This window comes from Phreatobacter sp. GW821-FHT04C01 (genome assembly GCF_059420385.1).
Window position 1 is genome coordinate 202,503 of sequence record NZ_JBWKTP010000010.1, and the last position, 14,112, is coordinate 216,614.

Here is a 14,112-nt window from a genome sequence, read left to right on the forward strand (position 1 = left end):
CCGTCGGCCCTGGAGCCGGCCGAATGTATGATCGTGGCCTCGGAAGGAACACCCGTCGTGTTTCGACGGAATGTCGTCGGTTCCTACTCAACCACGAAATGGGGCGAATTGGCGACCGGCGAAAGGAGGCTTGTGGTCGCGGCACGCCGTCGCGCTCTTCACAGCTGCTTGAGAAGCCGGCCCTCGCGCCGGTTTCAGCGGCCGCGGAAGACATCGTCGACCGGCACTTGCAGGCCGGTCGCCAGGCGGTTGGTCTCGCTCGCCATGCCGACAACGGCCAGAAGTTCCATGAACTGCTGGTCGGTCATGCCCTTGGCGCGCGCCGCGGCCGAATGCGAACGGATGCAATATTCACAGGAATTGGCGATGGAGACCGCCACATAGATCATTTCCTTGGTCAGCGGGTCGAGCGCGCCCGGCGCCATCACCTGCTTGATGCTCTCCCAGGTGCGCTTCAGGGTCGCCGGGTCATGCGCCAGGGCGCGCCAGAAATTGTTGATGAAGTCGGTGCCTCTGACGGCGCGGATGTCGGCGAAGACAGCCGCGGCCTCGGGGGGCAGTTGGTCGTCGGCGAGCAGGACCATGGTCGACATGGGGGTCTCCGGTTCTTGCCGCTCCCGCGCGGCGTCTGGGGCTGGGTGTGGAGGCTACACTTGCCGCAAGCGACGCGGTGGCTTGCGACCGCACCGGTGAGGTCCGGCGTCGGAAAGAAAAGATTCCATATCCTGAACCTCGTCCGGGGTGAGTCGCGACCAAGGGATATCGACCGATGCCTTCCGGCTCCTGGTCAATCAATGGATCTGACGGATGCTCGCACGTACTGCCCTGACCGCTGCCCTGTGCCTCGCCTCCGGCGCGCTCGCCGATCTGCGGGCGGCCACCTGCGCCTATTCGGATGCCGGGCAGCTCGGGCGGGATGTTGCGAGCCACTTCGTCGCCCGGACGCTGGATCAACTGGCGCCTCGGCTGCCCGTGCGGCCGGTCACCATCCATGTCGAGCATTCGCTGGCCGATGACCTGACCTTCTCGGTCACCGTGCCGTTCGCCGACGTCGAGCAGCGGCTGGCCCGGGCGGAAGCCTCCGAACCGCGCCGGGCGGCGCACCAGCGTGGCGTGCTGGAGACCATGGAATGCGGCAGCCTGAGTTGCAGCTTCGGTCCCTCCGGCATCCTGCACAACAATCTCTATCTCCGGCGCCTTGTCTTCGCGCGGACCGGTGGATGCCTGGCCGTTATCCGCATCGAGCTGCTCGACGGCGACTGAACCGGCGGCCTGAGCCGCCGGCGCCGTGCGCTCGTCCGTCAGCCGGCCAGATCTTCGATCAGGCCGGCGAGGATCGTGCCGCGCGGCACGATCGAGCGGATGTCGCAATATTCCTCCTTGGTGTGGATGCCGCCGCCCCAGACGCCGAGGCCATCCAGGGTCGGCACGCCCAGCGCGCCGGTGAAGTTGCCGTCCGAACCGCCGCCCGACTGCATGTGGTCGATCGGGAAGCCGTGGCGGTCGGCGATCGCCTTGGCCTTGGCGTAGAGCGCCATGGTGCCTTCGGAGGCGACGAAGAGCGGCCGGACCGGACCTGCCTCGATGGTCACGCTGGTGCCGGGGAAGGGGGCTCGGAGCGTTCTCAGCCTGACATCGATGTCGGCGACGTCGTCGGGGGTGGCGGCGACGCACAGCACCTCGGCCGAGCAGATCACCGGCACGACATTGACCCAGGTGCCGGCATTGACCCGGCCGACCGCGAAGGTCTGGCCACGCTCGTAGTCCGACCAGTCCTCCACCGTCTCGATGATCCGCGCCATGGCCCTGATGGCGCTGACGCCGCGGCCAATGGCTGCGCCGGCATGGGAGGGCTTGCCGTGGACATGGATGTTGTAGCGCAGTACGGCATGGCGGCCGGAGACGCAGACATGCTCGCGCCCGGGCTCCGGCACCAGCACATGGGCGGCCTTGCGGGCCTCGGCCTCGATGGTCGCGCGCGAGGACGGGCTGCCGACCTCCTCATCGGGGATCAGCACCACCGTGACCGAGCGCCTCAGCTTGCCGCCCTTGGCCGCGATCAGCTTGCCGAGCACATGCAGCGTCAGCACCGTGCCGCCCTTCATGTCGGTGACGCCGGGCCCGTAGAGCCGGTCGCCGTCGCGCCGGATCGGCAAGGGACCCGCCAGGCTGCCGACCGCATGAACCGTGTCGACATGGGCGAGGACCAGGAGGCCGGGCCCCGGCTCGTGGCCGTCGAGCCGGCCGATCACCACGTCGGCGAAACCCATCGTGCCCGGCTGGCGCTCGATGCGGAAACCCATGCCCGTCAGGTCGCGCGCGCCCTCGTCGAGCATGCGGTTGACCGCGGCCGCGTCATAGGTGGGGCTCTCGATCGAGGCCCAGCGGATGATATCGGCGATGACGGCTTCGACATCGGTGGTGACGGGCATGCAAGGCTCCTGGCACGAGCATCGTTCCGGCGCCCTGGAGGTGATGCGACACGGAAGAATGCGGGGGAACGACGATATGGATCAGGCGGCCGCCTCGATGCGGCGGCGCCATGCTCCAGCCTCCGGTCCCGGCATCGGGATCCGGCGCGCCCCGAGCCTAGAGCGGTTTGTCGCGGAGCGTCTACGCGTGTTGCCGCTACCGAGCTATGATGCCGAAATTCTCGCCGCCGAAGCGCTGGTCGATCTGGCGCAGCCGGCCATCGTGATCCGTCCAGTTGAACGTACCGCGGCCGACGCCGGCGCCGGCCACGCCGTTGAGGCTGGGCGGCGCCGCCAGGCCGCGGGCCAGCGGCGAGCCGATCGCGTTCAGGTAGATCAGGGCGCGGCGGCAATATTCCGCCGAGAGCGGGCTGATCCGTGTCTCGTCCCAGCCGACGCGGTATTTCATCAGGGCCTGGCAGACATTGCCGCCCGAGCGCTCCCAGGCGCCGGCCAGATAGCCGACACCGAGGCGGATATTGGTCTCCGGCTCGAACAGCTCCTGGACCGTGCCCTCGAACCCCTGCTCGCGGGCGATGGTCGAGCGCACCTGCATGATGCCGATTTCGTCGGCGCTGCCGACCGCCTGGGGATCGTAGGCGCTTTCGATGGTGGCGACCGCGTCGGCGAGGTCGATCGGCACGCGGCTCGCTTCGGCAAATTTCCTGATCGTCGCCAGGTGGGCGTCTCGGCCGACCGGATAGCGCTGCTCGGAAAAGGCCCGGCCTTCGACGCGCCGCGCCGGTGCTTCGGCAAAGGGCGGTGCCAGCCGCGGCGCGCTGGGCGGCGGCGCCTCGGCCGGAGCGCTGGCCGGTGTGTCCGTCGCGGCGGCCGCGATTTCCGCGGGGCGCGCCGCCGGCAGCGGCGCATGCGGCAGTGACGGCGGCGATTCCGGGATGGGCGCGGCTTCGGCCTGGGCGGCGGCGGTGGCCTGGAATGCCTCGTCGATGCGGTTGGCCGGTACGGCCAGGGCCGGTCCGGCAGGTGCTTCGGCCGGCCGGCTGTCTCCGGCAAGGGCGGGCGCCGGTGCGGGGGGCGGAACGGGGCTGCCGGATGCCGGCTCGACCGGCGGCGGGCTTGCTGGCGGCACGGACGCCGGCGCGCTCGCGGCCTCGGTCGCCGGCGCGGCGGCCTCGGCGGGGGTGGCTTCGCCCGCTGCGTCGGGTCTTGGCAGCGGCAAGGGCGCCACATGCGGCGCCCGGGCGACCGGCCTCGATGGTCGCGGCGCGGCGCGGCGCGCCGGAGTGGCCGCGGGCGCGACCGGGGTGGGGGCCGGCGGCGACAGATCGAGCTGGGCGTGGGCCGACGATACGGTCAAGGCTGTGCCCAGGACCGCCCCCAACACCACAGCTGACGCGGCGCCGACGCTCGCGAGCAGGAAAGAACGCATACCGGATCGCATGATTGAAATATTACCGCAGGCCATTTCGCAGCGCCACTATGGGCATTCGCGCGCGGAGAGGAACCCGGTTCGCGTGGCAAGAATAGGGTCGAGCACGAGGTCGCGACACGTTTTTGTCCCGATGCCGGCCGAATTCGCGACGGTCGCCGCTGGTCAGGCCCGCCTGCGGTCGCCGATCGGCGCGACGGGCGTCCCCTCGGCAGTGGAAGCCGGCATTTCCAGTGCGGTGTCCCTGGCGATGATCGGCGCCATCATGGGCCCCGTCACGAAAGTTTGAAGCAATCGCGGCGGGACGCGGCAGGGGGGCGATGCTTCCGGTCACCGTCGTGGGCCGGCGGCCCGTCCCGGCAAAGTCCTCAGTTGCGTGCCGAGATTCCACAAGGTGCGAAGGGCGATCCAGCCGATGATCAGGTTGGCGGCGAGGAACAGCAATGGCGCCAGGACGGTGACCGGCGCGCCGGCGCCGCGCTCGACCAGCCGAAGCGCGGCCAGCGGCAGGGCGGAAATGCCGAAGGTATAGGCCCAGGCCGAGGGGCCGAAAGGCTGCTCGCGCAGCCACGGCGTCAGCCGCAGCAAAACCAAGGCCTGGAAACAGGCATAACCAAACAGCATGAGCGCCAGCGGCGTGGCGCCGGGCTGGTCGGTCAGGGCCATCAGCGCGACGCTGCCGACCGCCGCGGGTGCGATATGCACGCCCAGCGTGGCGCGCTGCCCCGATGGCAGGGTGGCCAGCAGCAGGCGCTTGATGATGACCGGTTCCATCGCGAGAAACGACAGGAGCCCGAGGCCGAAGAACAGCCAGCCGGTGTCCTGCTGGCCGAAGGTGCCGGCCGCCAGCGCCGCGACCAGGCCGCCGCCGACGGTCGGCATGTAGAGCACGGGCGTCGTGTCCTCGACCACGCGCCCGCCCTGCCAGAGTGCGCCGATGCTCCAGACCGCGAAGCCGAGCACGCCGGCGAGACCGGCGAGGAACAAGAGCCAGGCAATGACCGGCAGATGCGGCGCCAGCGCCATGCTGGCGATCAGGGTCGACACCGGAATCAGCGAGGCGAGCATGCCCTGGGCCGGGTGCATCACATCGGCGAGCGCGGCGCCGGGCGCGGTCACCCAGCGCCGGGCATAGGCGATGGCGAGACCGAGCCAGATCAGCGCCGCGGCGATAGCCAGCACCTCGCCGATGAAGGCTGGCGCCCCCCACAGCCGGGTGGCGACCCGCCAGCCGTTGCCGAGACCACCGATACCAAGGACCATTCCAAACAGCATGGGGCGCATGTCTGAGGCAGTCCCTTCGATCGACCGGGCTGGGATGTCAGGTTAGATCAGTTCATCCTTGCGGACGAGCCGGCCTTCCTCCGCCTTGAAATAGAATTGCGAGGCGACCAGCCAGCCCTTCAGCGGGCGGAGCGGTGGAATGCAGGTGGCCAGTCCGAACGGCAAGGTGGTCACCAGATGCACCCAGAGCGGCGCCTGGTATTTCACCTCCAGCCAGAGCGCCAGGATCACCACCGGCACGCAGGCGAACATCATGACGAAGAAGGCCGGGCCGTCGGCCGGGTCGGCAAAGCTGTAGTCGAGGCCGCAGACCTCGCAGTTCGGCCGAAGCTTCAGGAAGCCGTCGAAGAGATGGCCTTCGCCACAGCGGGGGCAGCGGCCCCTGACGCCGGTCTGGAACGGCGAGAGTGCAGGCCAATGCGGGTCTGACATGATGGACCTTTCCGGTCGCCTGGAGGCTGTGCCTTCGTCGACCCGTGATCTGTGTATGGATTAATTCCATACATAACCTTGCTTTCGATCTTCGTGCATGTAATATGTCTGCATACAATGTCAAGGTGTTCGGCAGCGAGGCAGGGGATGACGCAGTGGGTACCGGACCTCGGCGCGGGCAGCGGGCCGAAATATCTCGCGATTGCGGCGGCGCTGGCTGCCGATATTGGTTCGGGACGGCTCAGGCCGGGCGACAGCCTGCCGCCGCAACGCGAACTCGCCAGGCTGATCGGGGTCGATCTGACCACCGTCACCCGTGCCTTTAATGAAGCACGCCGGAAGGGCCTGATTGAGGCCAATGGCCGGCGCGGCAGTTTCGTGCGCGGGCCGCTGCCGGAGCGGCGTGACATGCCGCCGCTCGGACCGGTGGCGGTCGATTGGCGGATGAATCTGCCGCCGACGCCCGCGCGCCTGCATCTCGCCGACCGTTTCAATGAGGGGTTTCGCGCGGTCCTGCAGGCGCCCGACGCCGCCGAACGCCTGCAGTACCAGCAGGCCGGCGGCGCACTGCCGGATCGTATCGCCGGGGCGGAATGGCTGAAGCCCCGTCTCGGCGAGATTGCCGAAGACCGGATCGTCGTCGCGGCCGGAGCGCAGAATGCGCTCGCCTCGCTCTGCCGGCTGCTGCTCGAGCCCGGCGACGCGGTGATCACGGGGGAACTGACCTTTCCGGGCATGAAAGCGGTGGCGGAAAGGCGCGGCCTCGGCCTCGTTCCCCTGGCAGGCGATGCCTCCGGCCTCGACCCGGACCGTCTCGATGCGCTGTGCAGGAGATATCGGCCCAAGGCGCTCTATTGCGTGCCGACCATGGACAATCCAACCACGCTGACGATCGACATCGAGCGCCGTGCCGCGCTTGGCGAGGTCGCCCGGCGACATGGCCTCTGGATTATCGAAGACGATGCCTATGGCGACCTGCGGGGCGAGCCGATCCCGGCCATCGCCCATTTCGCCCCCGACCGAACCTGGCACATCGCCTCGCTCGCCAAGAGCGTGTCGCCGGCGCTGCGGGTGGCCTATGTCGCCGTGCCCGGCACCGGCGACGGCCTCAGACTGGGCGCCGAGGTTCACGCCGCCTGCGTGATGGCCCCGCCATTGAACGCGGCTCTCGCCTCGCTCTGGATCAGGGACGGCTCGCTTGCCGAGATCGTCAGCGCCATGCGCCGCGAAAATGGCGCGCGCCAGGAGATCATGGCGGAAGCGCTGGCAGGCCACGAACTCGCCAGCGATCCGGATGCGCCACATGCCTGGCTGCGATTGCCGGAGCGCTGGGACAGCGGTGCCTTTTCGGCCGCATTGCGCCAGGAGGGCTTGGCCGCGGTCTCGAGCGAGGCCTTCGCGGTAACCGACAGGCCGCCCAATGCCGTCAGATTGTCGCTCGGCAGTCTTGCCGATCTGGGCGCCCTCGGCCGGGCTGCGCGCCTGATCGATGCATTGCTGAGCGGAGCGGGCAAGCCACCGGCGGCTTTCGTCTAGAAATCCAACGGCCATCCTGGCGCCGCCGATGACATGGACGCCTCGGGCCGGTTTTCAGTAGCCGCAGCCAGTCAATATATACCAAGTGTCAACCATAGCTCTCTAGGTTTTGCGCGGTGAACAGCGCGCGGTCCTCGCCGGCCGTCCGAGGATGCTTTGGACATGACGTTTCCCGGGCTTCGGCTTGCCTTCCCGAGCGGTCTGCGCGCGCGCTTCCTGATCTTTACTTTCGGCGTGATGGTCGCGGTTGCCGTGCCCGCCTCGGTCGCATTTCTGTGGATCGTCGACACCACGGTGGTGAAGCTCGGCACGTTGTTCGCCGAAAAGCAGATCCTGTTCGATCGCTATCGCGGCCTGGAATCGCTGATGCGCGAGGTGTCGCTGGCCGAGACCCTGGCGCGTGCACCGGCCATTCTGGACTGGGCCGCCGACGAGGCGTCGCCCGAGAAGGAGGCGCGCGGCCTTGCCGAGCTCGAGCATTACCGGCTGTCATTCAAGGATCGCAGTTATTTCGCCGTGATCCACGGCTCCGGCAACTATTACTTCAACGATTCCGCCGACAGTTTCGCCGGCAGGCAGCACCGCTATGTCCTGTCTCCGGACAAGCCCCGGGACGGCTGGTATTACCGGACCGTCGCCCTGGGGGCGGGCTGCCACCTGAATGTCGACCATGACGACAATCTCAGCGTCACCAAGGTCTGGATCAACTGCATCATCCGCCGCGGCGCCACCATCCTCGGCGTCATCGGCACCGGCGTCGATCTCAGCCAGTTCATTCGCGAAGTCGTCGACATCCCGCAGACCGGCGTGCAGAGCATCTTCGTCGACCGCAGCGGGGCGGTGCAGGCCCATCGGGACCCGCGCCTGGTCGATTTTCACAGCCTGACCAAGGACATCCGGGCGAAGAAGACGATTTTCCGGTTGCTCGACACCGAGACGGACCGGACGCGGATCGCCGAGATGATGGCCGAGGTCGCCGGTCACGACGTGCTGGTCCGGTCGAGCTTCATGACGATCGGCGGCCGGCAGTTTCTGGTCGGCGTCGGGTATCTCGACCGTCTCGGCTGGTTCAACGTCACCTTGATGGATGTCGATCTGATCATCGAACGGCGCCTGTTCATGCCCATTGCGCTGCTGCTCGCTGCGATCCTGGCGGCGGCGGCCGGCCTGATGAGCCTGTTGTTCAAGAACCGCGTGCTCGACCGCCTGGCCCGGCTCGAAACCTCCATGCAGCAGGTGGAGGGCGGCGATTTCGTCGTGCCGGCGCTCGATCGCGGCAATGACGAAATCGGTCGCCTGTCGCGGGTCTTCGGCGCCATGGCGAAATCGGTCGGCAGCAACACCCATGTGCTGGAGGCCATGGTTCGCGAGCGCACCGAAAAGCTCGAGCGGCTGGCCTATTTCGACGCGTTGACCGGGATCTGCAACCGGCGTGGCTTCATCGAAGCCTATGGCCAGGAGCAGAACCGGGCGCTGCGAGGAGCAAAGCAGCTTGGCCTGCTGCTCATCGACCTCGATCGCTTCAAGGAAATCAATGACGGCTTCGGCCATCAGGCCGGCGACAGGATCATCATCGAGGTGGCGCGGCGGATTTCCGCGACGCTGAGAAACTATGACGTCTCGGCCCGCTGGGGCGGCGATGAATTCATCGTGTTGATCGCCGATTGCAATCAGGCGTCGCTGTCCGGCATCGCCACCAAGATGCTGGCCGCGATCTCCGGCGATCAGGTGCCGCTCGGCGATGCCGGCCCGGTCGACATCACCATTTCCATCGGGGCCTGCCTTCCGGCCGGCGCGGAGAGCCTGGATGCGGCGGTGGCCCGGGCCGACGGCGCGCTCTACGCGGCCAAGCGGGCAGGCCGCAACCGCTTCGTGATGCTCAACGCCGCAGGCCATGGCGCGACGGAACTCGCCCCCTCCGTTCTCGACTAGGCTGGTTCCAGGGCCGCCGGATCGACGCCGACGAGGTACCGCGGCCCGGTCCAAAGGACCATGAACGAAAACTTCCCCACGGTCAGACAATTTATACCACAGCAATTAACCCGCAATTCTTGGAATTGCCTCTAGTTTTCACGATCGGGGTGCTGAGGGTGGCGGGCGACGGTGGCTGAGCAGACAATGGAGGCTTGCGACGACGAGCCCGGGAAGCGCGGTTGCGACCGGCAGGCCGATGCGCTCGGCCTGCATGAAGCCGCGCTCGACGCGATCACCCATGGCCTTTGCGTGTTCGACGCCGCGCTCACCCTCGCCTTGCACAATCGGCGTTATCTCGAGCTTTTCGGCCTTGCGGCGGATGTGGTCCGTCCCGGCATCGCCATGCGCGATCTCCTGAAGCACAGCGCCGACCGCGGCAATTTCGCCGGAGCACCCTTCGATGCGGTCTGGCGGTCTCGCACCGAGCGCCTGGCGCGGCGGGCGCCCTTCGATGAGTGCCAGGAGCTTGTCGACGGCCGCATCATCGCCATCAACTATCGCCCCGTCGCCGCCGGCGGCTGGGTCGCGACCTATGCCGATGTGACCGCCCACCACCGGCTGGAGCAGGCCTACCGCCTTCAGGTGACGCGTTTCGAACAGGCGCTGGGCAATATGGCGCACGGCTTGGCCATGTATGGCCCGGACGAGCGGCTGATCGTCTGCAACAGCCATTATATCGAGCATTTCGGGCTCGATCCGCGCGTCATGCAGCCGGGTGTCAGCCTCTACGACGTGCTTCAGCACTTCGTCGCCCGGGGAACCTATGTCGGCATGACCGGCCAGGAACTTTACGACGAGTCCCACCGCCGGCTGATCGAGGTCGGCCGTTGCGACTTCGTGCGGCCGCTCGCCGACGGCCGCTACCTGTCGATCCGTAACCGCCCCATGGCGGGCGGCGGCTGGGTCATCACGAGCGAGGATATCACCGAGCGCGAGCATGCCGCGGAAGAGCTGCGCGAGCAGCATCGCCGCTTCGACGCCGCCCTGAACAACATGTCCCAGGCCCTTTGCATGTTCGACGGCCAGCACCGTCTGACCGTCTGCAACGAGCAATATGTCAGCATGTTCCGGGCCGATCCGGCGGTCGTGAAGCCGGGCATCAGTCTGCGCGCCGTGTTCGAGCACGGCGTGGCCACCGGCATCTATCCCGGCGCGACGGCCGACGAACTGGTGGAGCGCCGGCTGGCCGCCATGGCCGACCGCGTGACCAAGACCTACGACCAGAAAATGGCCGACGGCCGGTGGATCGAGATCACCATTTGCCCATTGCCCGACGGCGGCTGGATCGGCACCTTCGAGGATGTCACCGAGTTGCGCCAGGTCGAGGCCGAACGCGCCATGGCGATTGCCGAGGTGCGGGAGCAGAACCTGCTGTTCGACGCAACGCTGGACAGCATGGCGCAGGGCCTCTGCGTGTTCGACCAGGACCTGCGCGTGGTGGTGCGCAACCGGCGCTATCTCGAGCTTTACGGGCTTGATGCCGACCGCTGCAAACCCGGCACGCCGCTGATCGACCTGATGCGGCTCAGCGTCTCCCACGGGGTCCATCGGCCCGATTACGACGCCGATGTCGTCATGGCCGACTTCAAGTCACGGCTTCTCGACAAGGGAACCCCGATGCTGATCCGCCATCTCGCCGATGGCAGGGTGCTGGCGATACGGTCCCGGCCGATGGCGAATGGCGGCTGGGTCACGACGTTCGAGGATATCTCGGAGCGCGAGCAGGCAGCCGAGGAGCTGCGTGAGCAGTATCGGCGTTTCGACGCGGCCCTCAACAACATGGCTCACGGCCTGTCCATGCTCGACGAGCGGCTCAACCTGATCGTCTGCAACCAGCGCTATCTCGACATGTACGGCCTGTCGCGGGACCTGGTCCGGCCCGGCATCAGCATGCGCGGGATCGTCGAGCACAGCGTCGCGATCGGCAATTATCGGGGCATGTCGGCCGACGAGTTGCTGAAGGGCTATTTCGAGCGCCTCAGGGCCGGCGACTACGTCTCGCACCGCCAGCTCGCCGATGGCCGGATCTTCAAGGTCGTCTATCAGCCGATGGAACATGGCGGCTGGGTCGCCACCCACGAGGACGTCACCGAGCGGCACAAGGCGGAACAGCACATCGCCCACATGGCGCATCATGACGCGCTGACCGACCTGCCGAACCGCGTGCTGTTTCGCGACAAGATGGCGGAAGGCCTGGCCGAGGTCGAGCTGGGCGGTGGGCCGCTGGCGGTGTTTTGCCTGGATCTTGACCACTTCAAGAGCGTCAACGACACGCTCGGCCACCCGGTCGGCGATCGTCTTCTGCGCGCCGTCTCGGAGCGGCTGGAGCTGGCGGTCGGGCCGCAGGGCATGATCGCCAGGCTCGGTGGCGACGAATTCGCCATCCTCATGCGGCCGCCGCAACCGCGCAATGCCGAAGGCCTCGCCCGCCGTCTGATCGGGCTGATGGCCGAACCCTTCGTCATCGACGGGCAAGTGATCAACACCGGACTGAGCATCGGCATCGCGGTGGCGCCGCAAGACGGCCTGGCGGCGGACCATCTGATGAAATGCGCCGATCTCGCGCTCTACCGGGCGAAATCCCAGGGACGCGGCATGTTCCGCTTCTTCGAGCCGGACATGAGCGCGCGCATTCAGGCCCGGCGCGCGCTGGAGCTCGACCTGCGCCAGGCGCTGGGGGCAGGCGAATTCCATCTGGTATTCCAGCCGCAGGTGCGCGCCAGCAGCGAGGCCTTGTCCGGCTTCGAGGCCTTGCTCCGCTGGACCCACCCGCAACGCGGCGGCGTGTCGCCGGCCGAGTTCATTCCGCTGGCCGAGGAGACCGGCCTGATCCTGCCGATCGGCGAGTGGGTTCTCCGCGGCGCCTGCATGGAGGCGGCGCGCTGGCCCGATCCGATCAAGGTCGCGGTCAACCTGTCGCCCGTGCAGTTCAAGAACCGCGGCCTGGTGGCCATGATCGTGCATGCGCTGGCCGCCTCCGGCCTGCCGCCGCACCGGCTCGAACTGGAGATCACCGAGGCGGTGCTGCTGCAGAACGACGATGTCACCATCGCGATGCTGCACGAGCTCAGGGCGCTCGGCATTCGCATTGCGATGGACGATTTCGGCGTCGGCTATTCCTCGCTCAGCTATCTGCGCAGCTTTCCCTTCGACAAGATCAAGATCGATCGCTCCTTCATTGCCGATCTCGATCGCAACAAGGACAATGCCGCCATTGTCCGTGCCATGGCGGACCTCGGCGCGAGCCTGCGTATCGAGACGACCGCCGAGGGCGTCGAGACGCCGGAGCAACTGGCCATCGTGCGCGCCTGCGGCTGCAGCGAGATCCAGGGCTATCTGATCAGTCCGCCGCGCCCGGCCGCCGATGCGCTGGACCTGATCGAGAGGCTGTTCCACGAAGCGGTCGCCGCGTGATCGGTTTGTCCGTGCCCGGGCGGCAAGATTGTCGACGCCCGATCGCGTTTGGACTAGATTCCGGGGGTGGCTAGGAGCCAGAACGGCGTGTTCCGTCGCTTCTCAGCCCGGACCCTGGGACATTGCCGGTATGAGTGTTGCCTTCACCAAGGAAAACGAACGCGACGGCGGCGAGGCTGAACTGCCCGACCGGCCGATCTCGTCGCATCCCAATTTCGTCACCTCGGAAGGCCTTGCTGCCCTGGACGCGGCCCTTGCCGCCGCGCGCGCCGCCGTTGTCGCCGCCCAGGGCAATGGCGAGGCGCCACCCGACGACACCGCACTTGCTCGCGCCGGCCGTGACCTGCGTTACTACGCTGCCCGGCGCAACAGCGCCCAACTGGTCGTGCCTCCGGCAGGGGCCGACACGGTCGGTTTCGGCGGCCGTGTCACGTTCGATCGCGAGGACGGCCGGCGGCAGACCTTCCGCATCGTCGGCGAGGATGAAGCCGATCCGGCCAAGGGCACCGTCTCCCACGTTTCGCCGATCGCCCGCGCGCTGATGGGCAAGGGTGTCGGCGACACGGCGATCGTCGGCGCCGGTGAAGTCGAGATCGTCGCCATCGGCTGAGCGGGAATGCGTCGCGCCGGGCTCAGTAGTGCGGCGGGGGTGGCTCCGGGGCCGCATTGGCGCCGGCGCGCTGCTCGGCCTCGCGAATGCTGTCCCCCAGATTGGCGATCTCACGGGTCAGCCGGTCGATCTCCTTCCACTGTGCGGTGATCGTCTTGTTCAGGTCCTCGATGGTCTCGTCCTGATAGGCGATCCGCATTTCCAGGGCGTCGATGCGGTGCGTGAGGCTGGCATCAGTCATTGGACAGGCTCGTCCCCTCGATTGCGGCAGGTGCGTGTTCGGCGAGGCCATGACCGAGCCCGACACGCGCGTCGAACACGAAACAGGTGCCAGTCCACCGGCTCTCGGCCGGCGAGATCTCCTCCAGGTATTTCAAGATGCCGCCCTTCAGGTGATAGACCTCCGGAAAGCCCTGGGACAGCAGGTAGGAGCTGGCCTTTTCGCAGCGTATGCCGCCGGTGCAGAACATCGCGACCTTTCGATGCCTGGCCGGATCGAGCGTCCGCGCGACGAAATCGCGGAATTCGCTGAACCGGTCGATGCCCGGGTCGATCGCACCGGTGAAGCTGCCCATGGCGACCTCGAACCGGTTGCGGGTGTCGATCACCAGCGTGTCGGGGCTGGCCATCAGCTGGTTCCAGCCGGCTGCCTCGACATAGGTGCCGGTCAGGCGGGCGGGCTCGGTGGCGACGTCGCCGAATGTCACGATTTCCCGCTTCAGATGCACCTTCAGCCGCTTGAACGGCATGGCGGAGGCGGTCGAGAACTTCAGTTCGAGCCGGTCGAGCCGGCCGCCGAACAGGGCGCCGGTGCGCAGTTCGCCGATGAAGTCGTCGATCGCCTCCGCGGTTCCGGCGACGGTGCCGTTGATGCCCTCATGCGCGATGATCAGCGTGCCCTTCAGGCCAAGGCCGGCGCACGACCGGCGCAGCACCGCCTGCAGCGCGCCGGCATCCGGCAGCGCGACGAACTGATAGAGCGCGGCGACCTTGTAAGTCAT

At 67.6% G+C, this 14,112-nt stretch carries 13 protein-coding genes; 6 read left to right on the top strand and 7 right to left on the bottom strand.

Annotated elements, in window-relative coordinates:
* Positions 1-194 precede the first annotated feature (194 nt).
* Positions 195-593, bottom strand: a complete 399-nt coding sequence (locus AC07WJ_RS30090) for a carboxymuconolactone decarboxylase family protein (RefSeq protein WP_494938396.1) — start codon at positions 591-593, stop codon at positions 195-197.
* Positions 594-807: 214 nt separating this feature from the next.
* Between AC07WJ_RS30090 and AC07WJ_RS30095 the strand changes: the two genes are divergently transcribed.
* Positions 808-1,263: a hypothetical protein gene (locus AC07WJ_RS30095; RefSeq protein WP_494938397.1), complete on the top strand. Its 456-nt coding sequence runs from the start codon at positions 808-810 to the stop codon at positions 1,261-1,263.
* 38 nt (positions 1,264-1,301) lie between these two features.
* Here AC07WJ_RS30095 and AC07WJ_RS30100 read toward each other — a convergent pair whose 3' ends face one another.
* Both AC07WJ_RS30100 and AC07WJ_RS30105 read right to left on the bottom strand, forming a co-directional pair.
* A complete protein-coding gene (locus AC07WJ_RS30100; protein ID WP_494938398.1) occupies positions 1,302-2,432 on the bottom strand; it encodes a M20/M25/M40 family metallo-hydrolase in 1,131 nt (376 codons plus the stop codon).
* Between the two features lie 196 nt (positions 2,433-2,628).
* Complete coding sequence (locus tag AC07WJ_RS30105) at positions 2,629-3,789, bottom strand: lytic transglycosylase domain-containing protein (protein WP_494938399.1); 1,161 nt, start codon at positions 3,787-3,789, stop codon at positions 2,629-2,631.
* A gap of 205 nt (positions 3,790-3,994) precedes the next feature.
* On the opposite strand from AC07WJ_RS30105, the gene AC07WJ_RS30110 reads away from it, so the two are divergent.
* Positions 3,995-4,150 (top strand): hypothetical protein, encoded by a 156-nt coding sequence (locus AC07WJ_RS30110; protein WP_494938400.1) that lies wholly within the window; start codon positions 3,995-3,997, stop codon positions 4,148-4,150.
* A gap of 41 nt (positions 4,151-4,191) precedes the next feature.
* On the opposite strand, the gene AC07WJ_RS30115 is transcribed toward AC07WJ_RS30110, so the two are convergent.
* Complete coding sequence (locus AC07WJ_RS30115; RefSeq protein WP_494938401.1) at positions 4,192-5,136, bottom strand: SLAC1 family transporter; 945 nt, start codon at positions 5,134-5,136, stop codon at positions 4,192-4,194.
* A gap of 51 nt (positions 5,137-5,187) precedes the next feature.
* Complete coding sequence (locus tag AC07WJ_RS30120; protein ID WP_494938402.1) at positions 5,188-5,577, bottom strand: DUF983 domain-containing protein; 390 nt, start codon at positions 5,575-5,577, stop codon at positions 5,188-5,190.
* Positions 5,578-5,724: 147 nt separating this feature from the next.
* Here AC07WJ_RS30120 and AC07WJ_RS30125 point away from each other — a divergent pair, with 147 nt between their 5' ends.
* The 4 genes from AC07WJ_RS30125 (at position 5,725) to greA (ending at position 13,111) form a co-directional block, all read left to right on the top strand.
* Complete coding sequence (locus AC07WJ_RS30125; RefSeq protein ID WP_494938403.1) at positions 5,725-7,113, top strand: aminotransferase-like domain-containing protein; 1,389 nt, start codon at positions 5,725-5,727, stop codon at positions 7,111-7,113.
* 162 nt (positions 7,114-7,275) lie between these two features.
* The gene (locus AC07WJ_RS30130; RefSeq protein ID WP_494938404.1) at positions 7,276-9,045 is read left to right on the top strand and encodes a sensor domain-containing diguanylate cyclase; all 1,770 of its coding nucleotides are present in this window, start codon (positions 7,276-7,278) and stop codon (positions 9,043-9,045) included.
* A gap of 171 nt (positions 9,046-9,216) precedes the next feature.
* Complete coding sequence (locus AC07WJ_RS30135; RefSeq protein ID WP_494938405.1) at positions 9,217-12,501, top strand: PAS-domain containing protein; 3,285 nt, start codon at positions 9,217-9,219, stop codon at positions 12,499-12,501.
* A 130-nt stretch (positions 12,502-12,631) separates the two neighbouring features.
* Positions 12,632-13,111 (top strand): transcription elongation factor GreA, encoded by a 480-nt coding sequence (gene greA, locus AC07WJ_RS30140; protein WP_494938406.1) that lies wholly within the window; start codon positions 12,632-12,634, stop codon positions 13,109-13,111.
* 22 nt (positions 13,112-13,133) lie between these two features.
* On the opposite strand, the gene AC07WJ_RS30145 is transcribed toward greA, so the two are convergent.
* Together AC07WJ_RS30145 and trhO are read right to left on the bottom strand one after the other, a co-directional pair.
* A complete protein-coding gene (locus tag AC07WJ_RS30145; protein ID WP_494938407.1) occupies positions 13,134-13,352 on the bottom strand; it encodes a SlyX family protein in 219 nt (72 codons plus the stop codon).
* Positions 13,345-14,112, bottom strand: coding sequence for an oxygen-dependent tRNA uridine(34) hydroxylase TrhO (gene trhO / locus AC07WJ_RS30150; RefSeq protein ID WP_494938408.1), 768 nt, complete (start codon positions 14,110-14,112; stop codon positions 13,345-13,347). The genes AC07WJ_RS30145 and trhO overlap by 8 nt, the downstream gene beginning before the upstream one ends.

Coding starts and splice junctions, on each gene's coding strand:
- AC07WJ_RS30110 (WP_494938400.1), top strand. CDS start 3,995: ATGCCGGCCGAATTCGCGACGGTCGCCGCTGGTCAGGCCCGCCTGCGG.
- trhO (WP_494938408.1), bottom strand. CDS start 14,112: ATGACTTACAAGGTCGCCGCGCTCTATCAGTTCGTCGCGCTGCCGGAT.
- AC07WJ_RS30115 (WP_494938401.1), bottom strand. CDS start 5,136: ATGCTGTTTGGAATGGTCCTTGGTATCGGTGGTCTCGGCAACGGCTGG.
- greA (WP_494938406.1), top strand. CDS start 12,632: ATGAGTGTTGCCTTCACCAAGGAAAACGAACGCGACGGCGGCGAGGCT.
- AC07WJ_RS30120 (WP_494938402.1), bottom strand. CDS start 5,577: ATGTCAGACCCGCATTGGCCTGCACTCTCGCCGTTCCAGACCGGCGTC.
- AC07WJ_RS30100 (WP_494938398.1), bottom strand. CDS start 2,432: ATGCCCGTCACCACCGATGTCGAAGCCGTCATCGCCGATATCATCCGC.
- AC07WJ_RS30095 (WP_494938397.1), top strand. CDS start 808: ATGCTCGCACGTACTGCCCTGACCGCTGCCCTGTGCCTCGCCTCCGGC.
- AC07WJ_RS30145 (WP_494938407.1), bottom strand. CDS start 13,352: ATGACTGATGCCAGCCTCACGCACCGCATCGACGCCCTGGAAATGCGG.
- AC07WJ_RS30125 (WP_494938403.1), top strand. CDS start 5,725: ATGACGCAGTGGGTACCGGACCTCGGCGCGGGCAGCGGGCCGAAATAT.
- AC07WJ_RS30130 (WP_494938404.1), top strand. CDS start 7,276: ATGACGTTTCCCGGGCTTCGGCTTGCCTTCCCGAGCGGTCTGCGCGCG.
- AC07WJ_RS30090 (WP_494938396.1), bottom strand. CDS start 593: ATGTCGACCATGGTCCTGCTCGCCGACGACCAACTGCCCCCCGAGGCC.